Origin of the sequence: Pseudoduganella sp. R-31 (assembly GCF_049913235.1) — a bacterium.
In the GTDB taxonomy this organism is placed as follows: Bacteria; Pseudomonadota; Gammaproteobacteria; order Burkholderiales; family Burkholderiaceae_D; genus Rugamonas.
This window is the reverse complement of sequence record NZ_CP183986.1, coordinates 3,307,265-3,323,614: the sequence shown is the minus strand read 5'-3', so window position 1 is coordinate 3,323,614 and position 16,350 is coordinate 3,307,265. Positions and strand designations below refer to the sequence as shown.

17 protein-coding genes are annotated in these 16,350 nt (G+C 61.7%); 7 read left to right on the top strand and 10 right to left on the bottom strand.

From position 1 onward, the window contains the following. The first annotated feature begins 36 nt into the window (after nt 1–36). Nucleotides 37–990, top strand: coding sequence for a DMT family transporter (locus tag ACN9MY_RS15275; protein ID WP_426337596.1), 954 nt, complete (start codon nt 37–39; stop codon nt 988–990). Here ACN9MY_RS15275 and ACN9MY_RS15270 read toward each other — a convergent pair. The 5 genes from ACN9MY_RS15270 to ACN9MY_RS15250 all read right to left on the bottom strand — a co-directional run bounded on the left by ACN9MY_RS15270 (nt 977) and on the right by ACN9MY_RS15250 (nt 6,286). Then, a complete protein-coding gene (locus ACN9MY_RS15270; RefSeq protein ID WP_426171854.1) occupies nt 977–1,642 on the bottom strand; it encodes an FMN-binding negative transcriptional regulator in 666 nt (221 codons plus the stop codon). The genes ACN9MY_RS15275 and ACN9MY_RS15270 overlap by 14 nt on opposite strands. Nucleotides 1,643–1,692: 50 nt before the next feature. Beyond that, nucleotides 1,693–2,307: an LON peptidase substrate-binding domain-containing protein gene (locus ACN9MY_RS15265; RefSeq protein WP_426171852.1), complete on the bottom strand. Its 615-nt coding sequence runs from the start codon at nt 2,305–2,307 to the stop codon at nt 1,693–1,695. 6 nt (nt 2,308–2,313) lie between these two features. Further along, nucleotides 2,314–3,600, bottom strand: coding sequence for an amidohydrolase family protein (locus ACN9MY_RS15260; RefSeq protein WP_426337595.1), 1,287 nt, complete (start codon nt 3,598–3,600; stop codon nt 2,314–2,316). Nucleotides 3,601–3,661: 61 nt separating this feature from the next. Then, a complete protein-coding gene (locus ACN9MY_RS15255; protein ID WP_426171848.1) occupies nt 3,662–3,955 on the bottom strand; it encodes an H-NS family nucleoid-associated regulatory protein in 294 nt (97 codons plus the stop codon). Nucleotides 3,956–4,147: 192 nt separating this feature from the next. Further along, a complete protein-coding gene (locus tag ACN9MY_RS15250) occupies nt 4,148–6,286 on the bottom strand; it encodes a TonB-dependent receptor plug domain-containing protein (protein ID WP_426323464.1) in 2,139 nt (712 codons plus the stop codon). Nucleotides 6,287–6,379: 93 nt separating this feature from the next. On the opposite strand from ACN9MY_RS15250, the gene asd reads away from it, so the two are divergent. Next, nucleotides 6,380–7,231 (top strand): archaetidylserine decarboxylase, encoded by an 852-nt coding sequence (gene asd, locus ACN9MY_RS15245; RefSeq protein WP_426323462.1) that lies wholly within the window; start codon nt 6,380–6,382, stop codon nt 7,229–7,231. A gap of 28 nt (nt 7,232–7,259) precedes the next feature. Here the strand turns inward: asd and ACN9MY_RS15240 are convergent, their stop codons facing one another. The 3 genes from ACN9MY_RS15240 to ACN9MY_RS15230 all read right to left on the bottom strand — a co-directional run bounded on the left by ACN9MY_RS15240 (nt 7,260) and on the right by ACN9MY_RS15230 (nt 10,182). Further along, nucleotides 7,260–8,666, bottom strand: a complete 1,407-nt coding sequence (locus tag ACN9MY_RS15240) for a hypothetical protein (RefSeq protein WP_426323460.1) — start codon at nt 8,664–8,666, stop codon at nt 7,260–7,262. A gap of 92 nt (nt 8,667–8,758) precedes the next feature. Continuing rightward, nucleotides 8,759–9,214, bottom strand: a complete 456-nt coding sequence (locus ACN9MY_RS15235; protein ID WP_426323458.1) for a DUF1579 family protein — start codon at nt 9,212–9,214, stop codon at nt 8,759–8,761. A gap of 68 nt (nt 9,215–9,282) precedes the next feature. Next, entirely contained in the window at nt 9,283–10,182 is a 900-nt protein-coding gene (locus ACN9MY_RS15230) for a LysR family transcriptional regulator (RefSeq protein WP_426323456.1), read from the bottom strand. Between the two features lie 115 nt (nt 10,183–10,297). Here ACN9MY_RS15230 and ACN9MY_RS15225 point away from each other — a divergent pair, with 115 nt between their 5' ends. From ACN9MY_RS15225 to ACN9MY_RS15215, 3 genes are read left to right on the top strand one after another with little or no spacing between them, the layout of a single operon-like run. Further along, nucleotides 10,298–10,897: an FMN-dependent NADH-azoreductase gene (locus tag ACN9MY_RS15225; RefSeq protein WP_426323454.1), complete on the top strand. Its 600-nt coding sequence runs from the start codon at nt 10,298–10,300 to the stop codon at nt 10,895–10,897. Nucleotides 10,898–10,915: 18 nt separating this feature from the next. Beyond that, nucleotides 10,916–11,785, top strand: coding sequence for a pirin family protein (locus tag ACN9MY_RS15220; RefSeq protein ID WP_426337594.1), 870 nt, complete (start codon nt 10,916–10,918; stop codon nt 11,783–11,785). A 14-nt stretch (nt 11,786–11,799) separates the two neighbouring features. Beyond that, complete coding sequence (locus ACN9MY_RS15215; RefSeq protein ID WP_426337593.1) at nt 11,800–12,276, top strand: hypothetical protein; 477 nt, start codon at nt 11,800–11,802, stop codon at nt 12,274–12,276. Here ACN9MY_RS15215 and ACN9MY_RS15210 read toward each other — a convergent pair. Next, nucleotides 12,273–12,971, bottom strand: a complete 699-nt coding sequence (locus ACN9MY_RS15210) for a hypothetical protein (protein WP_426337592.1) — start codon at nt 12,969–12,971, stop codon at nt 12,273–12,275. The two genes, ACN9MY_RS15215 and ACN9MY_RS15210, sit on opposite strands and share 4 nt — an antisense overlap. 107 nt (nt 12,972–13,078) lie before the next feature. On the opposite strand from ACN9MY_RS15210, the gene ACN9MY_RS15205 reads away from it, so the two are divergent. Continuing rightward, a complete protein-coding gene (locus ACN9MY_RS15205; RefSeq protein ID WP_426337591.1) occupies nt 13,079–14,164 on the top strand; it encodes an RNA-guided endonuclease InsQ/TnpB family protein in 1,086 nt (361 codons plus the stop codon). Here ACN9MY_RS15205 and ACN9MY_RS15200 read toward each other — a convergent pair. Beyond that, a complete protein-coding gene (locus tag ACN9MY_RS15200) occupies nt 14,108–15,298 on the bottom strand; it encodes an acyltransferase family protein (protein WP_426337590.1) in 1,191 nt (396 codons plus the stop codon). The two genes, ACN9MY_RS15205 and ACN9MY_RS15200, sit on opposite strands and share 57 nt — an antisense overlap. Before the next feature lie 79 nt (nt 15,299–15,377). On the opposite strand from ACN9MY_RS15200, the gene ACN9MY_RS15195 reads away from it, so the two are divergent. After that, on the top strand, nt 15,378–16,322 hold the full coding sequence (locus ACN9MY_RS15195) for a succinylglutamate desuccinylase (RefSeq protein WP_426171832.1): 945 nt from the start codon (nt 15,378–15,380) through the stop codon (nt 16,320–16,322). Nucleotides 16,323–16,350: the final 28 nt, after the last annotated feature.

The following is a 16,350-nucleotide window of genomic DNA, read 5'->3' as shown; positions in this document are numbered from 1 at the left end:
GCGACACTGTCGCAGGTTTAAATTGGGAAATATTGCATGTGGACTGGTGTGGTGTGCGGCCTGCTGGCAGGCGCGATGTGGGGCATGGTGTTCATCGTGCCGGAGTTGCTGGCGGCCTTTACGCCGCTCGAGATGGCGGTCGGCCGCTACCTCGCTTATGGCGCCATCGCCCTGGTCCTGATGCTGCCACGCCTGCGCAACCTGGTCGGCCGCCTGGAGCGCGATGATTATTTCGCACTGCTGCGGCACGCCTTGGCCGGCAACCTGGTGTATTACATGTTCCTTGCGCTGGGCGTCAAACTGGCGGGGGTGGCGCCGACTTCCCTGATCATTGGCGTTCTGCCGATCGCCGTGACATTGATGGGGCGCAACGACCATGGCGCGGTGCCGTTGCGCCAGCTGGCCATGCCGTTGCTGGTGACGGCGGCCGGCATTGCCTGCATCAATGTCGACGTGTTCCAGCACGCCGCCGCTGCCGGCGCCTCCATGCTGAATACGGTGATCGGCGTCGCCTGTGCGACCGGCGCTTTGCTGTGCTGGAGCTGGTACACGCTGGATAACGCACGCTACCTGAAACGCAATCCGCATTACAGCAGCGCGGAGTGGTCGGCACTGTACGGCCTGTCGACCGGGCTGATTGCACTGGTGGTGGGCGCGATGGCGTTCGCGGTCTTCCATGGCGACGTCACTGGCGCCGCAGGTGCGGCCTCGGGACGCGATTGGACGCTGTTCTGGATCTGCAATAGCCTGCTGGCCCTCGGCGCCTCGGTGATCGGCAACCATTTGTGGAACGTCGCCAGCCGCCGGGTGCCGATTACCCTGTCCGGCCAGTTGATCCTGTTCGAGACCCTGTTTGCGCTGATGTATGGCTTTATCTACAAGCAGCAGTTCCCGCGCCCATTGGAAGTCGCCGCCATTGTGCTGCTGATTGCCGGCGTGACGTGGTCGATGCACGTCCACGCCCGGGAAGAAGAACTCAGTCCTGCCTGAAGCCAGGCGCGATGCGCTCCGCCACCAGCGCGGCCATCGCCGCCGCCCCCTCGCCGGCCGCTGCGGCGCGCGAATTCAGGCCCGCGACGACGCCTTCGGCATCCGCCTTGCCACGGTTCTGGCTGACTTTCCATTTCCCTTCGATGGACGCAATGGGAATCTCGATACCGATAATCGCCTTCAGCAAGCCTTCGATGAAATCAAGCGGCGCATCGTCCACTTCCCAGGGCTCCGGCAGGGCGCCCTCCTGCAGGGCAGTCAAGGCACGCAACTGCTGGCCGAGCCACGCAGGATCTTCTACGACCCGAGCCCTTCCCCGCACCTGCACCATCGCGTAATTCCAGGTCGGCACCACCTTGTGCGACGTCGCCTTGGAGGCGTACCAGGTAGGGCTGATATAAGCCTCTGGCCCCTGGAACACGACCAGGCACTCGCCGCCTGCAGCCAGCGCCTTCCATGCAGGATTGGCGCGCGCAATATGCGCCCGCAGCACGCCCAGCCCCGCCTCTCCCTCATCGGGATAAAGCGCAAACGGCACCAGGTCGGCCGTCGGCACAGCGCCAGGGATAAGCAGCATCCCAAGCGGATACGCCCGGATCAGCCCATGTTTGACCTCAAGTCGGTCTTCAGCGAAAGCAGCAGGAAGGTACATGCGCCCAGTGTAGCGCGGGGCGCCGGAACGCGCATAGAGCCAGCGATGGCCTAATTCAGCAGGCCATGTTCAACCATCACATCCTGCACCAGCTCCAGCCGCAGGACCGGGTTCTCCTGCGCCAGCAAGAGCTGCTTCTGCGCCAGCGACAGGCGCAGCAACTCGCACCAGCGGTTAGCCACCCAGCCCGCTTCCTGCAGGCGATAAGGCGCCTGCATCGGCATCTGCCCGGCCGGAATGCCCCGCTCCTGCAAGGTCTGGATCAGGATGCCGAGGCTGTCGGCCACATCCTGCTGCTCGGAAGGCACCGGCACCGACATGTCATCGTCGATCGGCGCCACATCCGCCATCCACAGGCCGTGCTTCAGCTGTTCCGCGGCGACAATGCGGAAGCGCTGCCGCCCGCTGCAGCGCAACTGCATCAGGCCCGGCAAGATCGCCTTCCATTCCCCGATATGCGCCATGGTGCCCACCGCGCACAGGGTCTCGTGCTGGTCCGGCTTGCGCACCTCATCGCCCTGCACCAGCGCCACGACGCCGAAATCTTCCTTATGTTCGATGCAACGCTTCACCATGTCGAGGTAGCGCACCTCGAAGATTTGCAACGGCAGGTACCCATCCGGATAAAGCACCGTATGCAAGGGGAATAAGGGAATCGCGGACATACTTCATCATCGCACGTTTCGATAGACAATGCCGCCTTTCATCACAAAGGCAACACGGTACAGGGCCGTGATATCGGCGGTCGGATCGCCCTCCACTGCCACCAGGTCCGCCAGGTAGCCCGGCTTTACCTGGCCCAGCGAGCCAGCACGGTCCAGCACCCCGGCATTGACCACGGTCGCTGCCCGCAACGCTTCGGTCGGCGTCATGCCCAGCCTGACCAGCCATTCGGCCTCGCGCGCGCTGCCGCCGTGGGCAAATACGCCCACGTCGCTCCCCAGGCCAACCGTCACGCCCGCCTTGCGCGCCAGCTGGAACGCCCGCGCGGCGGCCTGCATGGAAGGCGTAGGCGTTCCGCCCCGCACATGCTTCTGGAAGTACTCGCTGGTCGCTTCCGGCGCAGCCAGGGTCGGGAAATAGGCAACCTTGCGTTCCGCCATCAGCCTGAAGGTGGCCTCACTGCCGCCATAGCCATGCTCGATAGTGTCCACGCCGGCCAGCACTGCACGGCGCATTCCCTCATCCGTGGCCGCATGGGCCGCCACGCGCCGCCCCGAACCATGAGCCGCCGCCACCAGCGCATCCAGTTCCTGCTGGCTGAAAGTGGCGTGCGCCGAGCCATCCGGACCGGTGCGGTAATCGGCGTACACCTTGATCCAGTCGGCGCCGCGTGCGGATTGCTCGCGCACCGCCTTCACCACTTCATCAACGCCGGTTGCCTCCTGCGCGCCGACCGGCAGCACCATGTCGGGCCGGTAGGACCTGGCGTTCGGGCCATAGCTGCTGCTGGCCACGATCGCCAGCGTGGCCACGAATAGCCGCGGGCCGGGCAGCATGCCCTCCTCGATCGCCCGCTTGAGCGACACGTCGGCATAGCCCGCGCCTTCCGAACCGAGATCGCGCAAGGTGGTGAAACCGGATTGGAGCTGCGCTTGCACGTGGCGCGCAGCCAGCAGCACGCGATACGCTTCCGGCTCCTTCAGCACCTGGTCGTCCCAGCTGGTCTCGTTATACGGATGCAGCAGCACATGCGAATGCAGGTCCATCAGGCCTGGCAGCAGGGTCTTGCCCGGCAAGTCGACGCGCTCGGCGCCGGCGGGAATCGTCATGCCGGCCGTCGGGCCGGCTGCCGCCACCTTGCCATCGGCCACCAGCACCGACCAGCCGCTGCGAGCCGCTCCCTCGCCCGTCCAGACGCGCTCGGGCGTCAGCAGCACGGGCCCTGCCGCCATCACGGATGAGGCAAAGGAAAGCAGGAAAGCGGCCAGCAGCGGCCGCAAAGCTAAGCTCGACATATTCTCTCCGTATAAAAAGAAAAGGGGCGGATATTAATCCGCCCCTCTCGCCGCGATCGGCTTATTTAATCAGGAAGTCTTCCTTCTTCTTGCCTTCCAGCCATTTCGGCGCACGGCCGCGGCCGGTCCACTGGGAACCCGATACCGGGTCCTGGTATTTCATTGGCACGCGTGCACGCGGCTTGACAGGCTTATTGCTCTTGGCCGCTGGACCGAGATCAGCCGGAGACAGGTCATATTCCCGCATGATGGACCAGATCTGTTCTTTCGCCTTTTGCACTTCTGCTTTGCGCGCATCAGCGGCCAGATTTTGCAGTTCGGCAATTTTTGCCTGGTATTCTTGGTAAGTGGTCATCTTTCTTTACCCTAAGTGTATGAAAAATCAAAGTGTGACAATGTGTGAGATTTCTTCCCTGCAATGTACCATAGTTACGATGATTTTATCCACATAATTTAACCATATTAAAAAAAAAGCGCCACACATTTGACAGGCGGCGCTCTTTTATTTCATTTCTATTAAATTCCGGTATAAGCCAGGCATTTACTTTCAGAAGCGGGTCTCCAGCTGCAGGCGTATATTACGCACGCCGAAACTGGTCTGCTCCGAGGACAGCGATCCATTATCGGTAATGTAGATATTCTTCGACCGGTAATCCTGTTTCAGCAGATTCCAGGCGGAGAAACGCAACTGCGTCTTGCTATCGAGTTTCCAGGCCAGGTAAGCATCCAGTTGGCGCGTTACTGTTGCCCAGCTATATCGGTTTTCTTCAATGCGCACGGCGCCATTGGTACGCAGGTTGAAACTGCCGCCCATGCTCCAGGCGCCGTCGGGCGTCTTGTAATCGAGGCCGAAAATGGCTGTCAGCGGCACTTGCTGGTCCAGCGTGTTGTGCGGCCCCGGCACCGAATCGACGCGCGACCAGTTGCGGCTGACGCTGGCGCGAACGTCGAGCGCGGGCGCCTTGTCCATGACTGCCTTCATCGGGAATTTCAGTTCCACGTCCACGCTGCGCACGTCGGCACGGCCGTTATTCGTCATCGCGGAAACCCAGCGGCCCGTCTCATCGAGCAAGACGCGGCGGCGGGTGAAATTGTTGATGCGACGGGCGGCAGCGGCCACGCTGAACAACGCCCCCTCGCTCCAGTAATGCTCGTAAGAGGCATCGATGCCCGTCGCCAGCTCCGGTTTCAGGTTCGGATTGCCGATCCAATCGGTATCGATCTGGCTGTTGTTCGTGGAGGTAAAGCGGCGCCCGGAAAGGTTCGACGCTTGCGGCGCCTTGTACGTGCGGGTCAGCGCGGCGCGCAACTGGTCCTTGCCGTTGGGGAGCTTGTACAAGGTTTGCGCCAGCGGGCTCCATACGCTGCTGCGATTGCTGACCGGGTCGAAGCCGGCGCCAGAGCTTTGCGTATGTATGCCTTCCCAGCGCAAGCCGGCATAGACCGACCAGGCCTTGCTGATGTTCCACTCGTCCTGCACATAGGCGGCAGCGCGGCGCAGAGAAGCCTGATAGCCCTCGTCCTTGTCGTCGCGCAGGCCATCGGGGCTGAACAGGTCGCGCTGGTTGCGCCAGTCGTCGCGGTCGGTGTAGCCCACCTCCCAGCCTGCGGCCAAGGCATGTTCGGCCCCGATCGGCGTGGAATATTTGCCGGTACTGCTGATGCCCCATTCGCGCACGCCGCTGAAGACGTCATGCTGCAGCTTGGGCGCACCGCCATGTGCATCGGACTCGAACCAGCTGCCGTTGCTGCGCATGCGGTGGCCCCCGATCTTGGCGTCCAGCTTGGCCCCCTCGCCGAACTTGTGCACCCAGTTCAGGTCCGTGCGCGCGAACAGGCTCTTGTTTTCATTCTTGATCCGCACGGCGTCGAAGAATGGCGCCGCGCCCGCATCGACGTCGTAGTCGCGGTCAATCGCGCTCTTGAAGACATTACGGTTGATGAAGGACTGTGAAGTCAGCGTGTCGCCATTCTCCAGGTTCCAGTTCAGGCGCGGCGACAGTTCCAGGCCGCGCGCATGGCCGCGGTCATGCGTCAGCATGCGGCGATCCAGCAGCGGCGTGCCCGCCAGGTCGATCAGTTCTTCATGGCTAAGGCCATTGCGGTCGAATTCGTAGCGGCCGCCGCCCAGGTTGATTGAATAGGAAAAATTGCCGTCCTTGTCCGACAGGACCAGGTTTCCGTTCGGGTTGGTCGCTTCCTTGCTGCGGCTGACGCCGAACTTGAACTCACGCTGCGCCGATTTGACCGCCTTCTTCAGTACGATATTGATGGTGCCCGCGATCGACTGGGTGCTGAACTCCGCGCTGGCGGCGCGAATCACTTCGATGCGCTCGATGCTGTCCGGCGCCAGCGTCTCGATATTGAAGCCAGGCGGCACGCGCTCGCCATTCAGCAGGATTTGCGTATAGCCGCTGCCAAGGCCGCGCATGCGAATATCGCGTCCGCCGGCGCCGACCGACACGCCCGGCACCCGCTTCAGCGCATCCCCGATCGAGGTGTCGCCATAGCGTTTCAGCTCATCGCTGCTGACGATGATCTTGCTGGCTGTGTCGTCCTTGCGCGGATTGTAGGCTTCGGCCGCGCCCTTGATTTCGACTTTCTGGACAGGTTCCTGCTTCTGTTCCTCCGCCATGGCCTGGGTAGCGGCGAGAATGGCGGCTGCTGCGAGTGACAGGCGACTCATTATTGCAAAAAAGGTAAATAATTCTTGGCCGAAACTGTACCCTATGGTGCAGGCGGTAGCAAGGATATAATTCGGGATCTTCAAATCATTGGAATGCCGACCGTGTCCCGACTTGCCGTATTGCCGCAATACCTGCTCCCGAAAAGCGCCCTGACCAACTTCGCCGGCCGCGTAGCAGGCGCCAAAGGCGGCGACAAAACCACCCGACTGATTCGCTGGTTCGTGGGCAAGTACGACGTCAACATGGACGAAGCGGCCAATCCGGATATCGCCAGCTACCACAGCTTCAATGAATTCTTCACCCGCGCGCTGAAGCCGGGCGTGCGCCCGCTGGCCAAGGCCGATTTCGTCTGCCCGGTCGACGGCCGCATCTCCCAGTTCGGCGCCATTGAAGGCGACCAGATTTTCCAGGCCAAGGGTCACAAGTTCAGCACCACGGCCCTGGTCGGCGGCGATGCCTCGCTCGCCAAGCATTTCGAGCACGGCAGCTTTGCCAACCTCTACCTCAGCCCGCGCGACTACCACCGCATCCACATGCCGTGCGACGGCAAGCTGAAACGCATGATCTATGTGCCGGGCGAACTGTTCTCGGTCAACCCGACCACCGCCCGCGGCGTGCCGGGGCTGTTCGCGCGCAATGAACGCGTGGTGTGCGAGTTCGAAACGGCCTTCGGCCCGTTCGTGATGGTGCTGGTGGGCGCGACCATCGTCGGCAGCATGGCCACTGTCTGGCACGGCCTGGTCAATCCGCCGCGCCTGCCCAAGGTCACCGAATGGACTTATGCCGACCAGAACATCGTGCTGAAAAAAGGCGAAGAAATGGGCCGCTTCCTGCTGGGCTCCACTGTTGTCATGCTGTTCCCGAAAGACACCCTGCACTTCAACCAGCACTGGCAGCCTGCCGGCCCGGTTCGCCTGGGCGAGCTGATGGCCAATCTCAAGTAATCCAAGTGGCGCTTGATGCGCCACAAATTTACGGCCGCATAGCAGCGGCTTGCCTGATCGAACGTGCCAGAGATTCCAGTGTCTCCAGGTCGCGCTCGAATTCTGCGAAGTCCTTATGCCGCGCGAGACGCTCCTTGAGCCGCTCCAGTCGAGACAACAACCTGTCCTCGGGAGACTCGTCGCGCAAGCTGACTTCTGCAACCGCATGTTGCACCTTCTTTTGTTGGCTCTCGAAAGCCGTTGACAGTCCGGCCTGGTAGCGACGCGGAGATGCACGTAAAGTGCTGCGCAGCACCTTCAAGTCCGCGACACCCTTCAAGACCTTTGCCAGATCCGAACTCGCCGGAAACACATGCAGCCCGGACTCTGGGGACCAGAGCACATAACGCAGCTCCTGGCGGAACTGCCGATCCGGATCAATATATTGGGGCACCTCTGCCTTGTGGCGCGCAAACTGAATCTGAACGGTTCCGGCTTGAGCGTCAGCGCCCAGGATGGTAAGGCGCAGCGGGCTGGCGCCAAACAGGTAAAGGCTTTCCGGGCCTCCAAAAGTTTGGGCAAGCCCAGGCGTCACAGGCAATTGCCCCACCAATAGGCTTTCAAGGGGACCGTCAAGCGGCGTCCGATGCACGAGCAACCACCCCAAGGGCAAGGGAGGAGTGCCGCGGTCCCATTTGGAGTGATGACTACGGTATTCGACCAGGTAGCGGTCGCCGTCATCCAGGTAGCAACACACAGCTATCCCGCCTTCGGTATGCGTCACTCCATCCAGGACGCGAATAGTAGCAACACTGCCAGTCAATCCTGTAACACTTCCCGATGCCTGGACCCCGTTCTGCTCCAGGGTAATCCAACCCGTCGCCAACAACGTCGGCAGGCACATGCCGGGCCCGCATCGGGTATGGGGAGCGTCAGCTCCTTGCCCAGGATCTTCCAGGCTGGCGTCATGGAAGGAGAACTTTGAATCGTCGCCTCCCATGACGCAGAAGCGGTCACCGTTGGCATCCGGACCTTCCGGTCTTTCAAGAGAGGTGCCAGTGGCGCCGAACAGTATCGCAACCTCGCGCGCGACAAGGGATGGGCAGACGTCGCGTGCGCCAATAATTGAGGTCTGTAATTCAACGACAGTTGAGCCGCCGCGCACGTCACCATCGTCGACCACATAGATAAAATGCTGGTATCCGCTCAAGTCCACGTGCCGGACTGCAGCAAGCAGTCCGTTGACGGCGCCGTTGCGGAATTCCTGGAGCTCGCTCCACTGCTGGAAAGTGAGGGGCAGCCAATCGAATACCGTGAATTCCAGGTTCTGCTTGCCACCGGAATGGTCATCAAAATACTCGATGACCGGCGCGCAGGCGCGCTGCAGCCAGGCACTGGTGAGCGCCGTATCGCGCGCACCGCCAGGCAAGGTTACGGGAATCATCGCCAGCTTCATCTTGGCCTCCTGTGTAAAGAAGATGAACTGGCATGGTGGCACCTGGTCTACGGGACGACTTGATCCACATCAAAAGCGCGCGCCAACTTACCTTAGCCGCTGGTCCGCGAGTAGCGCCCCGTCATTACAGCGACCCAGTTGGCGCCCCCGTCAAACGAGCTTTCCAGTACCAACTCATACGAAACGGGGCCGGAAGGTCGGTAGGTGTGGCGCGTCTGCCCACGCGACGAGCTACGCTCGAATCGCAATGCCTCGCCATCCCATTGGCCTGGCGCGGGCGCAGCAGGAATGAATCCCATGCTGTCGAACCAGTGGAGACTCAAGGCAGAAGATTGCTGGTCGTACGCGATCACGGCATGCGCCTTGAACCATGGTTTGCCATCACGCTCGGCGCTGTAATCCTGGATCAGCATACGGCCATCAAAATCCAGCCGCGCCGAAATCGACGCGTTTGCCGTGCCCCCTGCCCCCCATCTGGACGGTGCAATGTCTTCCTCACCTACCCAATCGCCGGCAAACAGCTCCAATAGATTCTTTAGTTCATTCATGGATACTCCCTGATCCCGAGAGAAAACAATTCATCGCATCTGAGCACTTGAGGCCACGATTTCTACACTTAACTCTCCTTAAAGTTGGTCTCGAGCATATCAAGGAATGCGCGAGTCTTGGCGGGCATCAGGCGGCGGCCGGGGAATACCGCCCAGCCTGTGACGGGCGCAAAGCACCAGTCGGGCAGCACGCGCACCAGTTCGCCGCGCGCCACCAGCGGGGCTGCGAATTGCGTGGTGCAGGTGGCAATGCCCATGCCGGTGGCAGCCATGCGTGTCAGCAGCTCCGGCGAGTTTGCCATCAGCCGCACCGGCAGGTCGCGCTCCCAGGTGGTCTTGCCGCGCGAGAGCGGCCAGCGCACCAGGCCATTTGGCATGCGCCGCAGGCTTAGCAATTCGTGCTTGAACAGGTCGTCCGGATGCTCCGGCAGGCCGTGCACCACCGTATAGGAAGGCGCAGCGTACAGGCCCCAGGTCGATATCAGCACCTTGCGTGCCGCCAGCGTGGCATCGTCAGGCAAGGCGCCCATGCGGATCGCGATGTCGAAATTTTCCGCCACCAGGTCCACGCGGCGCGGCGACAGGTCCAGTTCCAGGGTAATTGCCGGGTGCTTGGCCATGAAGGCCGGCAGCATCCGCGCCAGGTGGACGTTGGCAAAGTCCGCCGGCATTGACACCCGCAGCAAGCCGCTGGGCGCCTGCTGGCGATGCTGGGCCAGGGCGCCGGCGGCTTCGGTCTCCTCCGCGACCCGGCGCGCGTGTTCCAGCAGGCTGGCGCCGAATTCGGTCAACACCAGCTTGCGGGTGGTCCGCGTCAACAGCCGTTCGCCCAGCGTGGCCTCGAGCTGGGTCAGGCGGCGGGAAACCGTCGATTTGGGCAATTGCAGCCGTTCGGAAACCTGGCTCAGGCTGCCAAATTCCACGATTCGGGCAAATAACAGCAGGTCGCTGGGGTCGATATCGCTCATGATTGTTCCACTGATGGCACGATGTTATCCATTTTAACGGCTTCTGGATCATATTTGGAACCACTATAGTTACTCCATCGCAGCAACAAACCAAATACTCGAAAGGAAGCAAACCATGAACATCCTGCAAATCAACTCCAGCGCAAAAAGCTCCGGTTCCGAATCCACCCGCGTAGCGACCAATATCGTCAACAAACTGCTGGCGACCAACCCTGGCGCCACCGTGGAAGTGCGCGACCTGGCAGCCAACCCGCACCCTGTGCTGGACGAGCCAACCCTGCAGGCCCTGTTCACCCCAGCCGACAAACGCACTCCGGAACAAGCCGCCCGCGTCGCCCTGGATGACGCCCTGATCGCCCAGGTGCAACGTGCCGACGCTATCGTGATCGGCGCTCCGATGTACAACTTTGGCATCACCGTGCAGCTCAAATCGTGGTTCGACGCGATTGCCCGTGCCGGCGTTACCTTCAAGTACAGCGAGAACGGCCCGGTCGGCCTGCTGCAAGGTAAAAAAGTCTATGTCGCCACCTCGCGCGGCGGCATGCACAAAGATGCGCCGACTGACACCCAGTTCCCGCACCTGAAGATGTTCCTGGCTTTTATCGGCCTGACTGACGTGGAATATGTGTTCATCGAAGGCCAGGCCTACGGCGCGGAAGTGGCCGGCCAACAGCAAGCCGCTGCCGATGCCCGCGTTGCAGAACTGCTGGCTTAACCAACAAAGGAAAAGAAAATGGACAACATCGCACAAACCCGCACAGTGGAACGGATTATCCGCGGCCAGGCCGTGATGGATGGCGCTGGCGTGAAAATCAACCGCGTGTTGACCCAGCCACTGCAGCGTCGCCTGGACCCGTTCCTGATGCTGGACAATTTCGGTTCGGAGCAAGCCAACGATTACATCGCCGGCTTCCCCGACCACCCCCACCGCGGCTTTGAAACGGTCACCTATATGCTGACCGGCCGCATGCGGCACCGCGACAGCGCCGGCAATGAAGGTTTGCTGGCCAGTGGCGGCGTCCAGTGGATGACCGCCGGGCGTGGCGTGATCCACTCCGAAATGCCGGAACAGGCCGAAGGCTTGATGGAAGGATTCCAGCTGTGGCTTAACCTGCCTGCCAAGGACAAGATGCAGCAGCCCTGGTACAAGGACTTCGAAGCCGGTGAAATCCCGGTGGCGAAGACTGAAAACGGCGCCACGGTGCGCATCATCGCCGGCGAAAGCCAGGGCGTGAAAGGCGCCGTGCAACGCGAAGTGACGGAACCGCTGTATATCGACGTGGAATTGCCGGCCGGCGAAGCATTCAGCCAGGCGATCCGCGCAGGCCATAACGCCTTTATCTACACCTACCGCGGCGAGGTGACGGTGGATGGCAAGGCGGTTCCTGCGCAGAGCATGGCGATCCTGGCCAATAATGCAGGCGCCGATGGCGTGACCATCAAGGCCGGCCCGGACAGCCGCTTTATCCTGTTGTCGGGCAAGCCGCTGAATGAGCCGATCGTGCAGTACGGCCCCTTCGTGATGAACTCGCAGGCCGAGATTTTCCAGGCGGTCGAAGATTTCCGCGCCGGCCGCCTCGGCGAGGAAGCGCACGCAGTGTAAGCAGTGGCGGTACAATGGCCGCCATGAGCTCCGCCATCCTTGATTGGTTGAAGAAGCTGAGCCACGCGCTCGGCTTCGACACCGCCGACTCCTTCCCGCCCGGCCACCAGTACGCACGTACCCGGTGGGCGGGCGCGTATTTCGACATCCCCTCCGACACCAAGGCCGACGACATCGAACGCCGCATGTGCGAAGCGATCGCCAACACGCCCCTGGTGTTTGCCCACATCGAAAACCCGACGCCACGCATGCAGCGCGTGCTGGTCGACGTGATCGAGCGCCGCCTGCGCCAGAACCACGAGCGCGAGGCGGCGCAACTCGCCGCCCTGTTGATATGCGCTTACGGCAGCCCGCATATCAGCGAAGCGGTGCCGGGCATGCGCCACGCCATCGAAGCGACCGAAGGCTACGAAGCCCCTGCCCGCGTCCGTGCGCTGTTTGCCTTCCTGACGGACGCCCAGAACGACAACGTCATCGAGATGCGCAGCTAGTCTTTCGGGATATAGCTCATGTCTGCGCGGTATCGCAGCAATTCGGTTCGGACGCCTTGCACCAGCGCCTTCGCCCCTGCCGGCAATACCTCCGGCAGCTCCGCGGCCGCACCAAAGCTTGGCACGGCACGCATCAGGACATACTGGCCGCCGGCGCCGCCGACCTGCAGGCGGTACCAGGTGAACCTGGGCGCCGCGCGGCCGGTGTTTGCGGGCGACGAGGCGCCGGCCACCAGTTGGCGTTCGAACGCCGTCTCCTCACCCGGCGCGACAGTGTAGGTCGCCATCGCCAGGAACGGCGATGCATCGGGCAACGGCTGGCCGACACTGGCCGACTCCAACCGGCGGAACACGCCATGACTCAGGAAATCGGCGTGCGGCACGACGTTGGCCGCGTTGTCGGCCGCGTCGCCTGCCGGCTGCACGGCGGCGTCGAAGTTGGCGGCGGCATGGCCGAAAGTGCCATCCATGAACATGCCGAGCCGGTCGCCCAGCACGAACGACCAGCCGTACCAGGTCCAGCGGTCGTTCGCGCCCTTGTGCCATTCGAGATGGCGCTGGTAGCCCTGCTCGAAGGCAGCGCTTTGGCCCGGCTTCGGCTGGATCACCACCATACGGGCGAATGGCCCGGCGGCGGGTTGTGCGAACGCGCTTGCGCTAAGGAGTAACAGGGACGTTGCCAACAGGTGCTTCATCAGATTTGCTCCGAGAAACCCCGTCCTTCAGGGCGGGGAGTGAAAGGAGCTGGCCGCAAAGCTGCCGTTCTCCTTGAGATTTGTGAAATACTGTATAAACTTACAGTATGCTTCTCGTCTACCGTTTCCGTGTGAAATCGAAAAACGGGCTGCTTGATCTGCAAGCCCGTAAGGTGAATTTTGTCTGGAACTACTGCAATGATCGGCAGAAAGATGCCTTGCGATTTGAGCGCCCTTGGCTGACCGGCTTCGACTTGAACAAGCTGACTACCGGCAGCAGCAAAGAATTGGAGCTGCATTCTGGTGTGATCAATGCTGTATGCGAACAATTTGCCAAATCGCGTGCCCAACACCGCCGGCCGTATTTGCGTTACCGCGGCCGAAGGTCCTTGGGCTGGGTTCCGCTCAAAGGACGTGACCTGCACCGGGAAGGCAACGCGTTTCGCTTTGCAGGTAATACTTTCCGCGTGTTTTACTCTCGCCCCCTTCCTGAAGGGAAGATCAAGGACGGCAGTTGCTTTGCGCAAGACGAATTGCGCAGCAATTCGGGCCCCGTGAAAAGCTTTGCCAGCCGCGGCAACTGGTTCCTCAATATCGTGATCGAGGTGGCCGAGCCGCCGGTTCGTCCACTTGACCACGGTGTCGGTATCGATCTTGGCTTGAAGGATCTCGCTACACCGTCCGAGGGAGAAAAGATTCCGGCGCCGGGCTTTTATCGTGAGGCTGAAGCTGCGCTGGCGGTAGCGCAGCGAGCCCACAAGCGGCGCAGCATCAAAGCCATCCAGGCGCGCACGGCGCGGCGACGGCTGGACTTCTTGCATAACAGGTCGGTGGAGCTTGCCCGCGCTTTCGACCATATCGCTGTTGGCAATGTGAATGCCAGTGGACTCGCCCAAACCAGCCTGGCGAAGTCCGTGCTTGATGCAGGCTGGTCGTCCTTCCGCAAGATGCTGGCGTACAAGGCCATGAGGCATGGCGCGCGGTACGTGGAAGTGGACGAACGCTTTACCACCCAGACCTGCTCGAGTTGTGGTGCACTGCCCGATTCGAGGCCGAAGGGTATCGCAGGCCTTGGAATAAGAGAGTGGGAATGCAGCGAATGCGGTGGGGTACATGATCGCGATCGTAATGCTGCGTTAAACATTCTCCGTCGCGGACGTGCGACGCTGGAAGCAGGAATCCCCGTCCTTTAGGGCGGGGGGGACGTCAATCGTTCTCCGTCTGCAGTTGTTCGGAATGAAGCGCTCACGCAGGCTCATGAATGGCGCTTCGACCGCAAAATATAGCAGCCATCCGGCAAAAATGCTGGCGGCGATCATGACGGCGATCGAGTCCAGGTCAACCGGCTCCCAATGCTCGGCCAGCAGGATGCAAACCTGTTTGTGCGTCAGGTAGATCGAATAAGACCAGAGCGCGATCGCGCCCATGCCGGGAATCCGGGTGCTGTGCAGCAGCGAGCCTTCGCTGAGTGCGGCAAGCAGCAAAGCGGCGAACGCCACGCCCAACAGAGGATAGCCGAAGACCGACATGCCCCAGCTGAAATGGTGCTCAAGGAACAGCCAGAATGCCAGTGCTGTCAACACTGCGCCGGCAGCCAGCATCCAGTTCCCATGACTGGTCAGGCGCTGCCATGCCTTCGGATGGAAGTTGCGCAGCATGGCCAGGGCGACGCCGGCCAGCAGTTCATCGAAACGCGCCAGCGTGGAGTAGTAGATCAGGGTGTAGTAGCTGCGGCTGCCACGCTCACCGAGGTCCATCGCCGGCTGCCACCAGCTGTCGCGCAGCCACATGCCGGCTGCAATGGCGGACAGCAGCGCCGCCCAGCCCAGCACCAGCGCGAGGCCGCCTGCGCGGCGTACTCGCGTGATGGCGGCAATGGCCAGCACGACAGGCGGCAGCAACAGGTAGAACTGCTCCTCCACGCACAAGGACCACGCGTGCGAGAACAGCGTCCCCGGCTTGAGATTGATATTCAGGGTAAAGGTCAGGTACTTCCACCACGGCGCATGCGGCAGGTTGCCGGCCCAATACGGCCACCAGGCATACAGCGCCAGCACTGCCAGGTAGGCCGGCAAGGTGCGCAACAAGCGGCGCGCATAAAAATGCGGCAGCGACAGGCCAGGCCCGCGCAAGGCGGAAAACACCTGGTGTCCAATCAGATAACCGGAAAGCGCAAAGAACAAGTCCACGCCGGCCCAGCCGATTTCGCTGAACCAGCCAAAGGTCGGCTCGTGACTGACGAAGCCCATATAGTGGTTGGCAAACACCAGCATGATGGCCAGCGCGCGCAGAGTGTCCAGGCCATGGACGCGGGAGAGTCGATTCATGCGCGAATTCTACCTGAGCTAGAATATTGGCCACTTATTCGCCAAGCCTTAAAGGAACAGCATGACCGACGCCAGCAAAATGCATTTTAAATCTGTCAATTACACCGGCCAGGGCAAGGGCCGCCGCCTGATCATCACTGGCGCCGTGCACGGCAACGAAACCTGCGGCACCAAAGGCATCCTGCGCGTGATGGATCAACTGGACAAAGGCGAACTTCACATCCTGAACGGCAGCGTGACCTTCGTGCCGGTCACCAATCCGCTGGCGTACCAGAAAGGCCAGCGTTCCGGCGACCGTAACCTGAACCGGAACCTGTTCCCGACCGAAAATCCGCAAGACTTCGAGGACCATATCGCCAACTGGCTGTGCCCCCTGCTCGGCCAGCACGAAATCCTGCTGGACTTGCATTCCTTCAACGCCCAGAGCCAGCCTTTCGTCATGGTCGGCCCGCGCAACAACGACGGCACCCTGCAACCGTTCGGACACGAAGCCGAAGAACGCGCCATGGCCCGCATCCTCGGCGTCAAGCGCTTCGTCGACGGCTGGATGGCCACCTACGGCGCCGGCGTGCAGCGCCGCCTGCGCGACGACAGTGAAGTGCAGACCGTCCTGAAATACGGCGTCGGCACCACCGAGTACATGCGCAGCACCGGCGGCATGGCCCTGACCCTGGAATGCGGCCAACACTTCGACCCGCAAGCGCCGGATGTCGCCTACCGCGCCATCATGAACGTGCTGGCCCACTTTGGCCTGATCGAGGCGCCAAAGCCGCAGCCGATCGCACTGGAAGACATGGAATACCTGTCGATGGTGGAGGTGCACGACAAGCTGGACACCGGCGATGCCTTCAGCCGCACCTGGTCCAGCTTCGACCGCCTGCAAGCCGGTGACGAAATCGGCCGCCGCGCCGATGGCAGCGCCGTGCTGGCGCCGTTTGACGCCTATATGTTGTTCCCGGACGTCAATGCCAAGCCGAATGCCGAATGGTTCTACCTCGCCAAAGTGAGTGACTCTTTTGTCTGATAGCCATTAGCTTTAAAATCGCGGTAAG

Coding starts and splice junctions, on each gene's coding strand:
- ACN9MY_RS15275 (WP_426337596.1), top strand. CDS start 37: ATGTGGACTGGTGTGGTGTGCGGCCTGCTGGCAGGCGCGATGTGGGGC.
- asd (WP_426323462.1), top strand. CDS start 6,380: ATGCCGACCGTGTCCCGACTTGCCGTATTGCCGCAATACCTGCTCCCG.
- ACN9MY_RS15230 (WP_426323456.1), bottom strand. CDS start 10,182: ATGAGCGATATCGACCCCAGCGACCTGCTGTTATTTGCCCGAATCGTG.
- ACN9MY_RS15215 (WP_426337593.1), top strand. CDS start 11,800: ATGGCCGCCATGAGCTCCGCCATCCTTGATTGGTTGAAGAAGCTGAGC.
- ACN9MY_RS15220 (WP_426337594.1), top strand. CDS start 10,916: ATGGACAACATCGCACAAACCCGCACAGTGGAACGGATTATCCGCGGC.
- ACN9MY_RS15260 (WP_426337595.1), bottom strand. CDS start 3,600: ATGTCGAGCTTAGCTTTGCGGCCGCTGCTGGCCGCTTTCCTGCTTTCC.
- ACN9MY_RS15200 (WP_426337590.1), bottom strand. CDS start 15,298: ATGAATCGACTCTCCCGCGTCCATGGCCTGGACACTCTGCGCGCGCTG.
- ACN9MY_RS15205 (WP_426337591.1), top strand. CDS start 13,079: ATGCTTCTCGTCTACCGTTTCCGTGTGAAATCGAAAAACGGGCTGCTT.
- ACN9MY_RS15195 (WP_426171832.1), top strand. CDS start 15,378: ATGCATTTTAAATCTGTCAATTACACCGGCCAGGGCAAGGGCCGCCGC.
- ACN9MY_RS15210 (WP_426337592.1), bottom strand. CDS start 12,971: ATGAAGCACCTGTTGGCAACGTCCCTGTTACTCCTTAGCGCAAGCGCG.
- ACN9MY_RS15235 (WP_426323458.1), bottom strand. CDS start 9,214: ATGAATGAACTAAAGAATCTATTGGAGCTGTTTGCCGGCGATTGGGTA.
- ACN9MY_RS15225 (WP_426323454.1), top strand. CDS start 10,298: ATGAACATCCTGCAAATCAACTCCAGCGCAAAAAGCTCCGGTTCCGAA.
- ACN9MY_RS15265 (WP_426171852.1), bottom strand. CDS start 2,307: ATGTCCGCGATTCCCTTATTCCCCTTGCATACGGTGCTTTATCCGGAT.
- ACN9MY_RS15250 (WP_426323464.1), bottom strand. CDS start 6,286: ATGAGTCGCCTGTCACTCGCAGCAGCCGCCATTCTCGCCGCTACCCAG.
- ACN9MY_RS15255 (WP_426171848.1), bottom strand. CDS start 3,955: ATGACCACTTACCAAGAATACCAGGCAAAAATTGCCGAACTGCAAAAT.
- ACN9MY_RS15240 (WP_426323460.1), bottom strand. CDS start 8,666: ATGAAGCTGGCGATGATTCCCGTAACCTTGCCTGGCGGTGCGCGCGAT.
- ACN9MY_RS15270 (WP_426171854.1), bottom strand. CDS start 1,642: ATGTACCTTCCTGCTGCTTTCGCTGAAGACCGACTTGAGGTCAAACAT.